General features: G+C 71.5%; 13 protein-coding genes. 2 read left to right on the top strand and 11 right to left on the bottom strand.

Annotation, left to right across the window (positions count from 1 at the left end):
* The first annotated feature begins 89 nt into the window (after nucleotides 1-89).
* The gene (locus tag OIE49_RS31360) at nucleotides 90-695 is read left to right on the top strand and encodes a carboxymuconolactone decarboxylase family protein (RefSeq protein ID WP_326805235.1); all 606 of its coding nucleotides are present in this window, start codon (nucleotides 90-92) and stop codon (nucleotides 693-695) included.
* A 34-nt stretch (nucleotides 696-729) separates the two neighbouring features.
* On the opposite strand, the gene OIE49_RS31355 is transcribed toward OIE49_RS31360, so the two are convergent.
* Together OIE49_RS31355 and OIE49_RS31350 are read right to left on the bottom strand one after the other, a co-directional pair.
* Nucleotides 730-1,515 (bottom strand): SGNH/GDSL hydrolase family protein, encoded by a 786-nt coding sequence (locus OIE49_RS31355; RefSeq protein WP_326806373.1) that lies wholly within the window; start codon nucleotides 1,513-1,515, stop codon nucleotides 730-732.
* A gap of 145 nt (nucleotides 1,516-1,660) precedes the next feature.
* Nucleotides 1,661-3,733, bottom strand: coding sequence for an alpha-galactosidase (locus OIE49_RS31350; protein ID WP_326805234.1), 2,073 nt, complete (start codon nucleotides 3,731-3,733; stop codon nucleotides 1,661-1,663).
* Between the two features lie 172 nt (nucleotides 3,734-3,905).
* On the opposite strand from OIE49_RS31350, the gene OIE49_RS31345 reads away from it, so the two are divergent.
* A complete protein-coding gene (locus OIE49_RS31345; protein ID WP_100570013.1) occupies nucleotides 3,906-4,703 on the top strand; it encodes a tyrosine-protein phosphatase in 798 nt (265 codons plus the stop codon).
* Nucleotides 4,704-4,722: 19 nt separating this feature from the next.
* On the opposite strand, the gene OIE49_RS31340 is transcribed toward OIE49_RS31345, so the two are convergent.
* The 9 genes from OIE49_RS31340 to OIE49_RS31300 form a co-directional block, all read right to left on the bottom strand.
* Nucleotides 4,723-4,845, bottom strand: coding sequence for a DUF6126 family protein (locus tag OIE49_RS31340; protein WP_100570012.1), 123 nt, complete (start codon nucleotides 4,843-4,845; stop codon nucleotides 4,723-4,725).
* On the bottom strand, nucleotides 4,842-5,465 hold the full coding sequence (locus OIE49_RS31335) for a helix-turn-helix domain-containing protein (protein ID WP_100570011.1): 624 nt from the start codon (nucleotides 5,463-5,465) through the stop codon (nucleotides 4,842-4,844). The genes OIE49_RS31340 and OIE49_RS31335 overlap by 4 nt, the downstream gene beginning before the upstream one ends.
* An 85-nt stretch (nucleotides 5,466-5,550) precedes the next feature.
* Nucleotides 5,551-6,933, bottom strand: coding sequence for an aspartate aminotransferase family protein (locus OIE49_RS31330; protein ID WP_326805233.1), 1,383 nt, complete (start codon nucleotides 6,931-6,933; stop codon nucleotides 5,551-5,553).
* On the bottom strand, nucleotides 6,930-8,867 hold the full coding sequence (gene dxs / locus OIE49_RS31325) for a 1-deoxy-D-xylulose-5-phosphate synthase (protein ID WP_100570009.1): 1,938 nt from the start codon (nucleotides 8,865-8,867) through the stop codon (nucleotides 6,930-6,932). The genes OIE49_RS31330 and dxs overlap by 4 nt, the downstream gene beginning before the upstream one ends.
* 29 nt (nucleotides 8,868-8,896) lie before the next feature.
* Nucleotides 8,897-10,072 (bottom strand): flavodoxin-dependent (E)-4-hydroxy-3-methylbut-2-enyl-diphosphate synthase, encoded by a 1,176-nt coding sequence (gene ispG, locus OIE49_RS31320; protein ID WP_326805232.1) that lies wholly within the window; start codon nucleotides 10,070-10,072, stop codon nucleotides 8,897-8,899.
* Between the two features lie 4 nt (nucleotides 10,073-10,076).
* Nucleotides 10,077-11,099: an adenosyl-hopene transferase HpnH gene (hpnH, locus tag OIE49_RS31315; RefSeq protein ID WP_326805231.1), complete on the bottom strand. Its 1,023-nt coding sequence runs from the start codon at nucleotides 11,097-11,099 to the stop codon at nucleotides 10,077-10,079.
* Between the two features lie 5 nt (nucleotides 11,100-11,104).
* On the bottom strand, nucleotides 11,105-11,746 hold the full coding sequence (locus OIE49_RS31310) for a phosphorylase family protein (RefSeq protein WP_326805230.1): 642 nt from the start codon (nucleotides 11,744-11,746) through the stop codon (nucleotides 11,105-11,107).
* Nucleotides 11,746-13,785: a squalene--hopene cyclase gene (gene shc, locus OIE49_RS31305; RefSeq protein ID WP_326805229.1), complete on the bottom strand. Its 2,040-nt coding sequence runs from the start codon at nucleotides 13,783-13,785 to the stop codon at nucleotides 11,746-11,748. The genes OIE49_RS31310 and shc overlap by 1 nt, the downstream gene beginning before the upstream one ends.
* A 119-nt stretch (nucleotides 13,786-13,904) precedes the next feature.
* Nucleotides 13,905-14,969, bottom strand: a complete 1,065-nt coding sequence (locus tag OIE49_RS31300) for a polyprenyl synthetase family protein (RefSeq protein ID WP_326806372.1) — start codon at nucleotides 14,967-14,969, stop codon at nucleotides 13,905-13,907.
* Nucleotides 14,970-14,984 lie beyond the last annotated feature (15 nt).

Genomic DNA, 14,984 nt, shown 5'->3' with positions numbered 1-14,984 from the left:
TGTCGGGCCGCTCCGACAACCCGGATGTCACACCCGCGCGCTCCCGTCCGTCGTAACGGTGCAGGCACCCGCGAGGTGCCCCGGAACCGATGTCACTGGAGGTGGCCGCCATGGCCCGCGTCTCGCTCACCGCGCCCCGCACCCGCTTGTTCCGCCTCGTCGAGTGGTACAGCAGGCGCGCCTACGGCAAGGTGCTGGACCCCGCGCGGGCGCTCGCGCACAACCCGCGGGTCCTGTGGAGCGACCTGCGCTTCGAGCAGTCGCTCGCGAAGTGGAACAGGCTCGACCCCGATCTCAAGGCGCTCGCCGAGATGGCGTCGGCCGCGGCGATCGGCTGCTCGTGGTGTGTGGACTTCGGGTACTGGGTCTCCCGCGAGCGCGGCATGGCGCCCGAGAAGCTGCACGACGTCCCGGTGTGGCGGGACAGCGACGTCTACACGCCGCTGGAGCGCGACGTCCTGGCGTACGCCGAGGCCATGACGGCGACGCCGCCCACGGTGGACGACGACCTGACCGCGCGGCTGCGGGACCGGCTCGGTGAGCCGGCCCTGGTCGAACTGACCGCGATGGTGGCGGTGGAGAACCTGCGCTCCCGCATGAACTCCGCCCTGGGTCTCAAGAGCCAGGGCTTCAAGGACACGTGCGAGGTCCCGGGGAGCGCACGGCCCGCGGACGACGCGGCGGCGAGGGACTGACCCGTACGAAGCGCCCCCGGCGCGCCTCGCGGGGTCAGGCCACCGAGGCGATCCGGGTTCTGATGTCGTCGGGTGACAGGGCGCCCTTGGCCGTCGCATGGTCGCCGGAGGACTCGCCGCGCAGGCGGCGGCCGATCCAGGGGACCAGGTACTCGCGCGCCCAGTGCACGTCGTCTCGGCGGACCTCCAGCGTGCCGCGGGACGGCAGCGGCGGCCAGGGCTGCTCCGGATCGGCCGGGACGTCGAGTCCGAGTACCTGGCCGGCCCGCAGCGCCACCCGCGTGTGCCCTTCGGCCGACAGGTGCAGGCGGTCGTCGTCCCAGGCGCGGCGGTCCTGGACGGTCCTCAGCGACCACAGGTCGAGCACCGGGCAGCCGTAGCGGTCGGCGACGGCCCGCACATGCCCGTTGTACGTGGCGATCCTGCCGCGAAGATGCTTGAGCAGGGGCACGCCCCGTGTGTCGAAGCCGGTGGTCACCAGGACCGTGCCCGCGACGGCAACGAGCCGGGAGACCGCCTTCTCGAAGCGCTCGGCCACCTCGTCCGGGTCGGTGCCGGGGCGGATGATGTCGTTGCCGCCGGCGCAGAACGAGACCAGGTCCGGGGCGAGTTCTTCGGCCCGGGACACCTGCTCCGCCACGATCTGGTCGAGCAGTCTGCCGCGCACGGCGAGGTTGGTGTACTGGAAGTTGCCCTCGGGCCGCCGCTCGGCGAGCAGGACGGCGAGACGGTCGGCCCAGCCGACGAACTCCCCGTCGGGGCCGGGGTCGCCGACGCCCTCGGTGAAGCTGTCCCCCACCGCCACGTACGACCCGATCACTGATCTGCTGTCACTCTTCGAATCGTCTGCCACGTCGGCCCATGATTCACCTTCGAATGTGACCTACGCGACCGTAGGAAGGGGTTGACGTGCGGTGAGAAAGGCCACTTCGACCGGGAGGCTCCAGCGGGAATACGTGAGGCCTTCACACACGCCGCAGCCTGACGACCGTCGCGTCGAAGTCGCCCCGCAGCCCGGTGCGCAGCCCGTGGTGCAGCAGTACGGCGCCGCGGTGCACTTCCCCGGTGTCCCCGCACATGTACGACGCCGCCGGGTCCAGTCCGCGCAGCCGCAGCGCGGGCACCGGCTCGCCGTGGTGCTGCGCCTGGAGCAGGGCGAGGACGACGGTGTCGTCGCCGAGGACGTACTGCACCGCGCTCAGCCCGCCCCGCGGGGCCCTCAGCCGGTACAGGTCGCCACGCTGGACCACCGGCCGGATCTCCTTGTACAGCGCGATCCAGTCACAGGCCTCGGCCAGCTCCTCCTCCGTCCACCGGGTGAGGTCGCCACCCACCCCGAGCACACCCGCCATGGCGCTGACGAAGCGGAAACGCAGCGTGCTGGCCCGCCCGTTGAGCATGGTGTTCGGGCTGTCGGTGACCCAGGCGGCCATGACACGGGCGGGATGGATCTGGCTGAAGCCGTGCTGGATGGCGAGCCGGTCCAGCGGATCGGTGTTGTCGGAGGTCCACACCTGGTCCGTACGGGACAGGACGCCGAGGTCGATCCGCCCGCCGCCGCCCGAGCAGGACTCGAAGGCGACGCCCGGGTGCGCGGCCCGCAGCCGGTCAAGCAGGGCGTACAGCGCGCGCACATGGTCGGTCCACAGGCGCTGCGGGTACGGCTCCCCGGGCCAGCCGGCGTCGGTGAAGGAGCGGTTGAAGTCCCATTTCACATAGTCGATCGGGGCGCTGGAGAGCAGCGTGTCCAGCCGCTCCCACAGATGCTCCCGCACGTCCTCGCGCGCGAGGTTGAGGACGAGCTGGTTGCGGAACTCCGTGCGCGTGCGCCCGGGTTGGTGCTGCACCCAGTCGGGGTGCGCGCGGTACAGGTCGCTGTCGGGGTTGACCATCTCCGGCTCGACCCAGATGCCGAACCGCATGCCGAGGCCGTGCACCTGGTCGGCGAGCGGCTTCAGGCCGCCGGGGAACCGGTCGGGGTTGGGCCACCAGTCGCCGAGTCCGGCGCGGTCGCCGGTGCGGGCGCCGAACCAGCCGTCGTCGACGACGAACAGTTCCACGCCGATCTCCGCGGCCCGCCGCGCGAGCGCCCCCTGCTGCTCCTCCGAGATGTCGAACTGGGTGGCCTCCCAGGAGTTGTAGAGCACCGGCCGGTCCCGGTCCGCGTCGGGGATGACGTACCGCCGCTGGTAGGCGTGCCAGGCGCGGCTCGCGCCGCCGTGTCCGCCGTCGCTCCACAGCCCTGCGAAGACGGGGCCGGTGTACGTCTCCCCGGCCCGGAGCATCAGCAGCCCGGAGTCGTCGTGTCCGGCGCCCCCGGTGATCTGCACGCGCGCGTCCGGGAGTTGGGCGACCGCGATCCGCCAGGAGCCCGACCAGCCCAGGGCGCAGCCGTAGACCTCGCCGCGCTCCTCGGTGGCGTCGGTGTCCAGGGCGACCCACGGCAGGTGCTGGTGGCCGGTGTGGCCGCGGCGGCTGCCGATGACGTGCTCGCCGTAGGCGAGTGAGGTGCGCACGAGCCGGGACTCGGCGGCCCAGCGGCCGTGCAGGTGGGACAGCCGCCGGCCTTCCCGCTCGGGCAGGGTCCAGGTCGCCGAGTCGGCGCGCAGCACCTCCACGGGCTCGGGCCCCCGGTTGGCGAGGGTGACCCAGCGTTCGACGACGTCCCCGCGCATGCGGTAGTGCAGGGTGATGTCCAGCCCCGAGTCGTGGAACAGCAGCCGTAGTTCGTCGCCCTCGGCGTCGTACGACCCGAAGGTCCACTCGGTGCCGCGCCGTTCGGCGGTGCGCACGGACAGCGCGGGCCGTACGAAGCGGGGGCCGCCCTCGACCGGGTACTCCTCGTGTCCGTCGAGCGGGGACTCGAAGGGCCGCGCGTCCGGCAGCGGCCGTGCGGCCAGGGCCTCGGCGTCGGTCAGGGTGATGCTCGGACCCCAGTGCAGGTGGAGCAGTTCGCCACGCTCGGTCAGATGGACGGCGTAGCCGCTCGTGGGCCCGGTCAGCAGCCATGTACGTCCGTCGTCGGCGGTCTCCAGCATGTTCCGTCCCCCACAGGTCCGAACCGGTCCGCGCACGCACCGCCATCATCAAGGGGCGCGGGCGCCGGTGCAACGCCTGTGGACAGCCCGTTGCCCCGGGCAGCCATGTCGTATGGTCGAAGCCGCACCCGCCGACGCACCGTGACGGCGGGGCCGAAAGGGAGGAGTCCCCGTGACGCAGCAGGTCCCCTCGACCGAGCCGGAGCTGGCCGCAGTGCGCAACTTCCGTGACGTGGGCGGGCTGCCGACCGTCGACGGCCGGCGGGTGCGGCACGGGATGCTGTTCCGCAGCGGCCACCTCGCGCACGCGACCGACGAGGACGCGTCCTACCTCGGCTCCCTGGGCCTGCACACGATCTTCGACTTCCGCAACACGGCCGACGTCGGGCTGGAGGGCCCGGACGTCGAACTGCCGGGCGTGCGCCATGTGAACCTGCCGCTGAGCGACCCGGCGGACGGCGCCGAGTTCTGGAAGATGGTCCGTGACGGCGACCTCGACGAGCTGCGCTCCGTCCTGGACGACGGCAAGGGCGCGGACCGGATGATCTCGTCCTACCGCGTGCTCATCAAGGAGCGCACCGGCGAGCACTCGCAGGTGCTGCACGCGCTCGCCGAGGACTGCGTCCCGGTCCTGATGCACTGCGCGGCGGGCAAGGACCGCGCGGGCCTGTCGATCGCCGTGACGCTCCTCGCCCTCGGCGTGGAGCGGGACGCGATCGTCGCCGACTACCTGGAGTCGAACGCCAAGCACCGCCGCTACAAGGTGCACCGCAGCGGCACGTCGGCCGCGGCCTACTCCCCCGAGGTCATGGAGCTGCTCAGCCCCCTGTTCGAGGCGCGCGCCGAGTATCTGGCGGCGGCCCTGGACACCATCGAGGAGACCTGGGGCGGCGTCGACGCCTACCTGGAGCGGGGGCTGCGGCTGGCTCCGGCCACCCGGGAGCGGCTGCGCGAGCGGCTGCTGGACTGACGGGCCGGCACCCGGGCCCTCACTTGGAGCCGCCGACCGAGAACAGGAACCAGACGAACCCGGCGAAGAAGTGACCGACGACGGTGTAGATGACGAGCCGGACCCACAGGGCGCGCGGGAACTTCTCTTCCATGTTGGTCATGGCATGTCTCCGATGTGGGGGCCCAGGCACAGCGCGGCCGTGGGACTCTGCAACAGGGTGTGGACGAAGAGGAGCTCGACCCCGTCCGGGTTCTCGGCCGCGATGCGGTGCGGGGTCAGCGAGTCGAAGTGCGCGCTGCTGCCCGGCACGAGCAGGTGCGTGGCGTCGCCGAGGCGGAGCCTGAGGCGTCCGCTGAGGACGTACAGCCACTCCTCGCCGGGGTGCACGCGCACGATGTCGCCCTGGGAGCCGTGCGGGACGCGGACCCGCAGGGCCTGCATCCCGCGGCCGGACGCGCCGGCCTGCCAGTACGTCCAGCCGCCGGCCCGCGTCGGCTCCATGTCCCCGGCGTGCACCACCGCGTCCCGCTCGGCGACGTTCTCGCCGAGCAGTTCGGAGACTGTCGTACCGTAGACACGGGCGAGCGAGAGCAGCATCGGCAGCGAGGGCTGGCGCTGCCCGGTCTCCAGTCGGGAGAGATGGGCGGGCGACAGCCCGGCGGCCCGGGCCGCGGCCTCCAGGGTCAGTGCGGCACGGCGGCGCAGCGCACGCAGTTGCGGCGCGACGGCGGGCAGGTCCTCGACCGGCCCCGCCGGGGGCTGGGACTCTGGAGAGCTCATGTCTCCATTCCACCGCTACTTTGCCTCTAAGGCAAATTTCTTGCCTCAGAGGCAAAGTCAGCGACGGGGTCCGTGCCCGGTCGGCTCACCGGTTGGCGACGGCCTGCTTGACCAGCGTCTTTCCGAAGTCCCACATCAGCCCGCCGTCGTGCGCGTCGTCCATCACAGCGGTGAAGGCGTCCACGAACCGGTCGACCTCGGCCTCCCCGACGACCAGCGGCGGGATCAGCTTGATCACTTCCAGGTGGTCGCCGGAGACCTGGGTCAGGATACGGTGCCGCTGCAGCAGCGGGACGACCACCATCTGCGCGAACAGTCCCTTGCGGGCCGCCTGGAGCATGGTCCAGCGCCCGCGCAGCTTCAGCGACCTCGGCCGCCCGAACTCGATGCCGATCATCAGGCCGCGGCCGCGCACGTCGGCGAGCAGCTCGTACCGGTCGGTGAGCGCGGCGAGCCGGGACTTCAGCAGCTCGCCCGTGGCCCTGGCGTTGGCCACGATCTGCTCGTTCTCCATCACGGACAGCACGGCCAGGCCCGCCGCCATGGCCTGGGCGTTGGACCCGAAGCTCGCCGAGTGGACGAGCACCCGGTCGATCGAGGAGTAGACCTTCTTGAAGATCCAGTCCCTGCCGAGGGTGGCGCTCACCGGCACATAGCCGCCGGACAGGGCCTTGGCCACGCAGACCAGGTCCGGCTCGACCCCGTCCTCGTGCTGGTAGGCCCAGAAGTCCCCGGTGCGGCCCAGGCCCGTCTGCACCTCGTCGGCGATGAGCAGCGCCTTGTGCCGGTGCAGCAGTTCCTGCGCGGCGCGCAGCCGGCCGGGCGGGGCCTCGTGCACGCCCTTGCCCTGGATCGGCTCGACGATCAGGGCGGCCACGTCGCCCTTCCTCAGCTCCCGTGCGAGCGCGTCGAGGTCGCCGAGCGGTACGGCGGTGTCGGGCAGCAGCGGGGCGAAGCCGTCCCGGAAGCCGTCCTCGCCGTTGACGGACAGCGAGCCGGCGGTCAGTCCGTGGAAGGAGTGCTCGCAGTACAGGATCCGCGGTCGGCCGGTGGCGCGTCGGGCGAACTTCAGCGCGGTCTCCACCGCCTCCGTGCCGCTGTTGCCGAAGAACACCCGGTCCAGGTGGGGGGTGTGCGCGAGCAGCCGCTCGGCCAGCAGCCCGGGCAGCGGCTGGCAGTCGAAGCGGGTGAGGTCGGCTAGCTGGGCGTCCAGCACGTCGTGCAGCGCCTTGCGGACGACGGGGTGGTGGCGGCCCAGGCCCATCACCCCGAACCCGGAGAGCATGTCCAGGTAGTCGTTGCCCTCCGCGTCCCAGAAGTACGCGCCCTCGGCCCGCTCGTAGACCTTGTCGAAGCCGATGGTGTGCAGCATCCGCGGCAGTTGGTGGTTGAGGTGCCTGGTGTGCAGCTCGTAGCGCTCGGTGCCGCGCTCGGCGAGCAGGGCGCCGAGGTCGAACTCCGTGGTCATTCGGTTGTCTCCTTGACTGCCATGACGGCCCCGGCGCCGTTCTGCGCCGGGATCGTCCCGGCCTGCTCCCGCACGGTCAGGCTCGCGCCGATCCGTCCGGCGACCTCGACCGGGGTGAGCCCGATGTCGGCCAGCACCTCTCCGCGTTTGGCGTGCGCGAGGAACTGCTCGGGGATGCCGAACCTGCGTACCGGTACGTCGACCTCGGCGTCGCCGAGCGCCAGGGCGACCGCGGCGCCCACGCCGGACGCGCGGCTGTTGTCCTCGACCACGGCCACCAGCCGGTGCCCGGCGGCCAGGTCCGGCAGCGCCGGATCGACGGGTTTGACCCAGCGCGGGTCGACGACGGTGCAGCCGATGCCCCGCGCCTGGAGCAGTTCGGCGGCCTGGAGGCACACCGGCGCCATCACGCCCACGGCGACCAGCAGCACGTCGGGGCTCTCCGCCCGGTGCAGTACGTCCATGCCTCCGGCGTGGCCCACGGCCTCGATCCGCGGGCCGGCCGACTCCTTGGGGAACCGGATCAGGGTCGGCGCGTCGTCGACGGCGACGGCCTCCCGCAGCTGGGCACGCAACTGGTCGGCGTCGCGCGGCGCGGCGATCCTGAGACCGGGCACGACCTGGAGGACGGACATGTCCCACATGCCGTTGTGGGAGGGCCCGTCGACGCCGGTCACTCCGGCCCGGTCCAGGACGAAGGTGACCCCGCAGCGGTGCAGGGCGACGTCCATCAGGAGCTGGTCGAAGGCGCGGTTGAGGAAGGTGGCGTAGACGGCGACGACCGGGTGCAGACCGCCGGTGGCGAGCCCCGCGGCCGAGACGACCGCGTGCTGCTCGGCGATGCCCACGTCCCACACCCGGTCCGGGAACCGCTCGGCGAACCTGCCGAGGCCCACCGGGTGCAGCATGGCGGCGGTGATCGCCACGACGTCGTCCCGCTCCTCGCCGATCCGCACGATCTCGTCGCCGAACACGGAGGTCCAGGACGGCCCGCCGGCCGGGGCGAGCGGCTCGCAGGTCAGCGGGTCCATCACGCCCACGGTGTGGAAGTGGTCCTCCTCGTGGGCCAGCGCGGGTTCGTAGCCGCGGCCCTTCTCGGTGAGGCAGTGGACGAGGACGGGGCCGTGGAAGCGTTTGGCGCGGCGCAGCGCCGACTCGACGGCCTTGATGTCGTGTCCGTCGATCGGGCCGAGGTACTTCAGCCCGAGGTCCTCGAACATGCCCTGCGGCGCGAACGCGTCCTTGAACCCCTTCTTCGCGCCGTGCAGCGACTCGTAGAGGGTGTTGCCGACGACCGGGGTGCGCTGGAGCACCTCCTTGCCCCAGGCCAGGACCTTCTCGTAGCCGTCCGTGGTGCGCAGGGTGGCCAGGTGGTTGGCGAGGCCGCCGATGGTCGGCGCGTAGGACCGCTCGTTGTCGTTGACGACGATGATCAGCGGCCGGTCCCGGGCGGCCGCGATGTTGTTCAGCGCCTCCCAGGCCATGCCGCCGGTCAGCGCGCCGTCGCCGATGACGGCGACGACGTGTCCCTTCTCCCCCTGCACCTCGCGGGCCTTGGCGAGTCCGTCGGCCCAGCCGAGCGCCGTGGAGGCGTGGCTGTTCTCGATGACGTCGTGCTCGGACTCCTCGCGCGCGGGGTAGCCGGACAGCCCTCCCTTGCCGCGCAGCTTGGAGAAGTCCTGACGCCCTGTCAGAAGCTTGTGCACATAACTCTGGTGACCGGTGTCCCACAGGATCCGGTCGACCGGCGACTCGAAGACCCGGTGGAGGGCGACGGTGAGTTCCACCACCCCCAGGTTGGGCCCGAGGTGACCGCCGGTCCTGGCGACCGCATGCACCAGGAACTCACGTATCTCGTCGGACAGTTCACCCAGTTCCGCCTCGGACAGCGCCTTCAGGTCGCGTGGTCCCCGGATGCTCTCCAGAATGGTCACGCTGGGCCCCCTCTCGGTCCGTGCCGTACTTAACTCACTGTCACTGTCGGTGTCCCCGTGACGGTGCCGCCGCCGGACGCGGCGTCGTCCTGCCCCATCCCCTCCGCGATCTTGATGGCCTCCTCGATCAGGGTCTCCACGATCTTCGACTCCGGCACGGTCTTGATGACCTCGCCCTTCACGAAGATCTGCCCCTTGCCGTTGCCGGAAGCGACACCGAGGTCGGCCTCACGGGCCTCACCGGGACCGTTGACGACGCAGCCCATCACCGCGACGCGCAGCGGCACCTCCATGCCGGTCAGACCGGCGGTGACCTCCTCGGCCAGCTTGTACACGTCCACCTGCGCACGGCCGCAGGACGGACAGGAGACGATCTCCAGACCACGCTGGCGCAGGTTCAGCGACTCCAGGATCTGGATGCCGACCTTGATCTCCTCGACCGGCGGCGCGGACAGCGACACGCGGATGGTGTCACCGATCCCCTGGGACAGCAGCGCGCCGAAGGCCACCGCCGACTTGATCGTGCCCTGGAAAGCGGGGCCGGCCTCGGTCACGCCGAGGTGGAGGGGGTAGTCGCACTGCCCGGCGAGCTGCCGGTAGGCCTCGATCATCACGACCGGATCGTTGTGCTTGACCGAGATCTTGATGTCCCGGAAGTCGTGCTCCTCGAACAGGGACGCCTCCCACAGCGCCGACTCCACCAGCGCCTCCGGAGTCGCCTTCCCGTACTTCTGCAGCAGCCGCCGGTCCAGCGAACCCGCGTTCACACCGATCCGGATCGGCGTCCCGTGATCCTTCGCCGCCCGCGCGATCTCCCTGACCTTGTCGTCGAACTGCTTGATGTTGCCCGGGTTCACCCGCACCGCCGCACAGCCCGCCTCGATCGCCGCGAACACGTACTTCGGCTGGAAATGGATGTCCGCGATCACCGGAATCTGCGACTTCCGCGCGATCGTCGCCAGCGCGTCCGCGTCGTCCTGCGTCGGACACGCCACCCGCACGATCTGGCAACCCGACGCCGTCAACTCCGCGATCTGCTGCAACGTCGCACCGATGTCCGACGTACGCGTCGTCGTCATCGACTGCACCGACACCGGCGCCCCGCCCCCGACCGCCACCGGCCCGACGTCGATCCGCCGCGACACTCGCCGCTCGCCGATCGGCCGGGCCGGCACCTCGGGGACACCCAGAGGAATGGCGGCCATGCCGTCAGTCCCGGTTCCCGGAGACCGTCTCGCGCATGGCGCGCAGGGACTCCTTCAGCGATCCCATGGTGGCCAGCACGGCGGTGGGCTCGTAGCCGCAGTGCGCCATGCAGTTGGCGCAGCGCGGGTCCTTGCCCCGGCCGTACTTGTCCCAGTCGGTGTCCTCGATGAGTTCCCGGTACGTCGGCACGTACCCGTCGCTCATCAGGTAGCAGGGGCGCTGCCAGCCGAAGAGGGAGTAGTTCGGGATCGCCCAGGCGGTGCACGGGAAGTCGACCTTGCCCTCGAGGAAGTCGAGGAACAGCGGGGAGTGGTTCAGCCGCCAGCGGCCCCTGTTGCCGCCCGCGAAGGCCTTCCTGAACAGCTCGCGGGTCTGCTCCACGCCCAGGAAGTGCTCCTGGTCGGGAGCCTTCTCGTAGGCGTAGGCCGGCGAGATCATCATCTCGTCGACCTTGAGGTCGTCGTTGAGGAAGTTGAGCACCTCGACGACGGTCTGGGGGGTGTCGGTGTTGAAGAACGTGGAGTTGGTGGTCACCCGGAAGCCGCGCCGCTTGGCCTCCTTGATGGCCTCCACCGCCTCGTCGAACACGCCCTCCTTCGCCACCGACTCGTCGTGCCGCTCCCGCAGCCCGTCGATGTGCACCGCGAAGGCGAAGTAGGGGGACGGCTTGAACTTGTCCATCTTCTTGCGCATCAGCAGCGCGTTGGTGCACAGGAAGACGTACTTGCGCTTGGCGACCAGTTGCCGGACGATCTCGTCGATCTGGGGGTGCATCAGGGGCTCACCGCCCGCGATGGACACCATCGGCGCACCGGACTCCAGTACCGCTCCCACCGCCTGGGCGACGGGCATGCGCTGCTTGAGCACTCCGGCCGGATGCTGGATCTTGCCGCAGCCCTCGCACTTGAGGTTGCAGGCGAATAGCGGTTCGAGTTCGACGATCAGCGGGAACTTGTCCCGCTTGCGCAGCTTCTGTTCGGCCAGGTATGTGGCGACTTTGACGGACTGGCGCAGCGGCATGGCCATCTGGCTCACCTCCGGGGGAGCAGCACATTACGGTGCCATTCGAAAAAAGTCGGCAGGACGGAACGAAGAACACGGAAGGCTGATATTCCACCGCGCACCGTACCGATACGGACGAGTTCATGTTCTGGAGCGTCCACGACCACCCGCACGGCCGCAACGGGGCGCACGCCCGTGCGCACGGCGCTCAGAAGCGTGGCCGCCGACTCCATGTCGACCGCGATCGCGCCGGTGGCGAGCAGATCGGACCGCTCGGGGCCGCGCACGACGTGATCGGAGCCGGTGAGCGGCCCGGTGTGCACGGTGCGCCCGGGCAGGGTGCGGGTGAGTTCCTTGACGAGCAGTTCGGTGCCCACACACGGGACGGTGCCGTGCGGGTCCCGGGTCTCCTCGGCGACGACGAGGTCGCCGGGGTGCATGCCCGGGGCGAGCCCCGCGCAGAAGCCGGTGGCGAGCACCGCGGCCCGGTCCAGCGGCGGGCCGGCGAGGACCCGGGTGACGGAGCGTTCCGCCGCCTTGGGGCCCATGCCCGTCCGCAGGACGGTGACCGGCCCGCCGGCTCCGCCGCGGTCGCCTGCGCGCAGGGCGAGACGCTCGATGCCGAGCGCGCAGGCGATCAGCAGCGGGGCCGGTCCGGGCTGCGCGCGCATCAGCCCCCCTTGGCCTCGGCGCCGAGCCGGCCGGCGAGGGCACCGGCGGGGGGTCGCCGGCCGGTGAGGGGGTCGCCGTGCACGTACCGGCCGAGCGCGGTGAGCGGGAAGACCTGCCGGTACAGGTGGTAGTTGATGGAGAAGTCCCAGGGGAAGCCGGTGCCGGTGAAGTACGGCTCGTCCCAGGAGCCGTCCTCCCGCTGGGTCGCCGCGAGCCACTCGACGCCGCGCTCGACGGCCTTGGAGTCCTGCTCCCCCGCGGCCAGCAGGGCCATCAGGGCCCAGGCGGTCTGCGAGGCGGTGGAGGCGCCCCTGCCTCTCCACTCCCCGACGTCCTTGTAGGAGCGCAGGTCCTCGCCCCAGCCGCCGTCGTCGTTCTGCACGCTCTCCAGCCAGCTCACCGCGCGGCGGACGGCCGGATGGGAGCCGGGCAGGCCCGCGGCCGCCAGCGCGGGCACGACCGACCCGGTGCCGTAGAGGTAGTTGACGCCCCAGCGGCCGAACCACGAGCCGTCCGACTCCTGTTCGGCCAGCAGCCATTCGATACCCCGCCGGGTTCGCGGATCGTGGGTCAGGCCCTCGGCGGCGAGCATCTCCACGACGTGCGCGGTGACGTCCGCCGAGGGCGGGTCGATCACCTCGCCGAAGTCGCAGAACGGCAGCCGGTTGGGGAACGGGCTGGTGTTGTCGGCGTCGAAGGCTCCCCAGGCGCCGTCCTTCGACTGCATCCCGAGGTTCCAGCGCACCCCGCGCCCGATGGCCTTGTCCAGCCGCTCCGGGTCGTGGTGCCTGACCCGGCGCAGGGCGAGGACGACCTCGGCGGTGTCGTCGATGTCGGGGTAGTTGTCGTTGTGGAACTCGAACGCCCAGCCGCCCGGCGGCAGCCCGGGGCGGCGCACCGACCAGTCGCCGGGGCGGACGATCTCCTCGCCCAGCATCCAGTCGGCGGCCTTGACCAACTGCGGGTGATCGGCGGGCAGTCCGGCGTCGGCGAGGGCGATGGTGGCCAGGCAGGTGTCCCACACCGGCGACTGGCAGGCCTCGATCATGCGGGCGCCGTCCTCGCGCCACACGGCGTAGCGGTCCAGCGACTGGAGGCCCGCCCGCATCACCGGATGTCCGAGGTCGTAGCCGAGCAGGTACAGGGCGATGACCGAGTACACGGCCGGCGGCTGGATGCCGCCCCAGCAGCCGTCGTTCTCCTGCCGCTCGATGATCCAGCGGGCGGCCGAGTTCATGGCGGCCTCGCGCACCTTGCGCACGGCGACGCCGCGGTAGCCGCGCACGACCATGTCGAGCCGCTGGAACAGTCCGTCCCAGGTGCGCGCCGGGGCGAGCGGCCGCGGCGGACGGGGGCTGCCGGGGTCGGTGTGCAGCTCGTCGAGCGGGAACGGGGCCGGACGCACCGGGCGTTTGGCCGAGACGACGGTCAGGGGCACGATCGTCTGCCGCGCCCAGCACCCGAAGTTGTAGATGTTGAGCGGGAACCACTTGGGGAACCAGATCAGCTCGGGCGGCAGCTCCGGCAGGTCCTCCCACTTCCACCAGCCGAACAGGGCGAGCCAGATCCGGGTGAAGACACGGGAGGCAGCGATGCCGCCCTGCTCGCGCACCCAGGCGGAGGCCCGGGCCATGTGGGGTTCGTCCGGCGCGTCGCCGGCCAGCCGGAGGGCGACGTAGGCCTCGATGGTGGTGGAGAGTTCGCCCGGGCCGCCGTAGAAGGTGGCCCAGGTGCCGTCCTCGCGCTGCTCCCCGCGGATGAACAGCGCGGCGGCCCGGGTGGTGTCCTCCTCCAGGATGCCCAGGAACTGGCGCAGGAGCAGGTCCTCGGCGTCCATGGTGACGTTCGTCTCGAGGTCGCCCTTCCACCAGCCCTCGGCGTCCTGCTGGGCGAGCAGGAAGTCGGTGGCCCGCCGGACGGCGGCCGCGGCGGCTTCTTGTACCCCGGCCGCCTCGGGGGTGCTGAGTACGGTTTCACTGGCCGCGGCAGCGCGGGTCGGCAGTGTCGCCCCGGTGCTTCCGTCGGTCGTCGCTGTCATGGCTTCCCCTTCGTGCAGTCGTGCAAGTCGTGCTGCTGTGGGTCCGCCGTCGGCCGGTGCCTGAAACCACCTTGCAGCACCGGCCGGCGACTACGCGAGGCTGGTTCGACCGATAGTGATCATCTCTTTCGTACGACGACGAAGTCGGCGAGCGCCGTGAACGCGGCCCGTACCCGCTCGGGCATGTCGACGGCGTCGAGGGCTTCGATGGCGATGGTGTGCTGACGGCGCGCCTCCTCGCCCGTCCACTCCCGGCCGCCCGCCTCCTCGATGAGGGCGGCGCGGGCCGCGAACTCCTCCTCGGAGAAGTTCGCGAAGTCGCTGCTCTTGGCGTCGGCGGCGAGGATCTCGCCGAGCCGCTCGGAGGCCGGGCCGCCCGCCGCGAGCGCGGCGACGACCGGCAGGGACTTCTTGCGCTGGCGCAGATCGCTCCAGGTCTGCTTGCCGGTGGCCCCCGGGTCGCCCCAGATGCCGAGGAGGTCGTCGACGGCCTGGAAGGCCAGGCCGAGGTGGTACCCGTACGTCTCCAGGGTGTCGGCGGTGCGGTCGTCCGCGCCGCCGAGGACCGCGCCGACGGAGGAGGCGCAGGCGAGCAGGGCGCCGGTCTTGTTGCCCTCCATCTCCAGGCACTCGGCGACGCTGACCCGGTCCCGGTGCTCGTAGGAGATGTCCTGCGCCTGACCGTCGATCAGGGCGAGGGTGGCGCTGGTCAGGCGGCGGGCGGCGCGCCCGGCCTCGGCGGTGCCCGGTTCCAGGAGCACCTCGTTGGCCAGCGCGAACAGGGCGTCGCCGACCAGGATGGCCTGGGCGGGGCCGTGCACCTTCCAGACCGTGTCGCGGTGGCGGCGCTGTTCGTCGCCGTCCATCAGGTCGTCGTGCAGCAGGGAGAAGTTGTGGACGAGCTCCACGGCGACCGCGCCGGGCACACCGGCCTCGGGCGCGGCCCCGGCGACCTCGGCGGAAAGCACGGCCAGCGCCGGGCGCACGGCCTTGCCGCCGTCCCCGGCCGCCGGGTTGCCCTGAGCGTCGATCCAGCCGAAGTGGTAGGCGGCGACAGTGTCCATGGGGGGCGCCAGGCGGTCGACGGCCGCCCGCAGTACCGGCGTGGCCAGGGTCCGGCCGCGCTCCAACAGCGCGGTCACGTCCACCGCGGTCCTCCGAGCGGCCGTCGAGGCCGGGGGCACAGTGGGCACAGTCTC

The sequence above is a fragment of the Streptomyces sp. NBC_01788 genome (assembly GCF_035917575.1).
In the GTDB taxonomy this organism is placed as follows: Bacteria; Actinomycetota; Actinomycetes; order Streptomycetales; family Streptomycetaceae; genus Streptomyces.
Note: the sequence above shows the minus strand (reverse complement) of the source record. Positions and strands in the feature narration are given on the sequence as shown.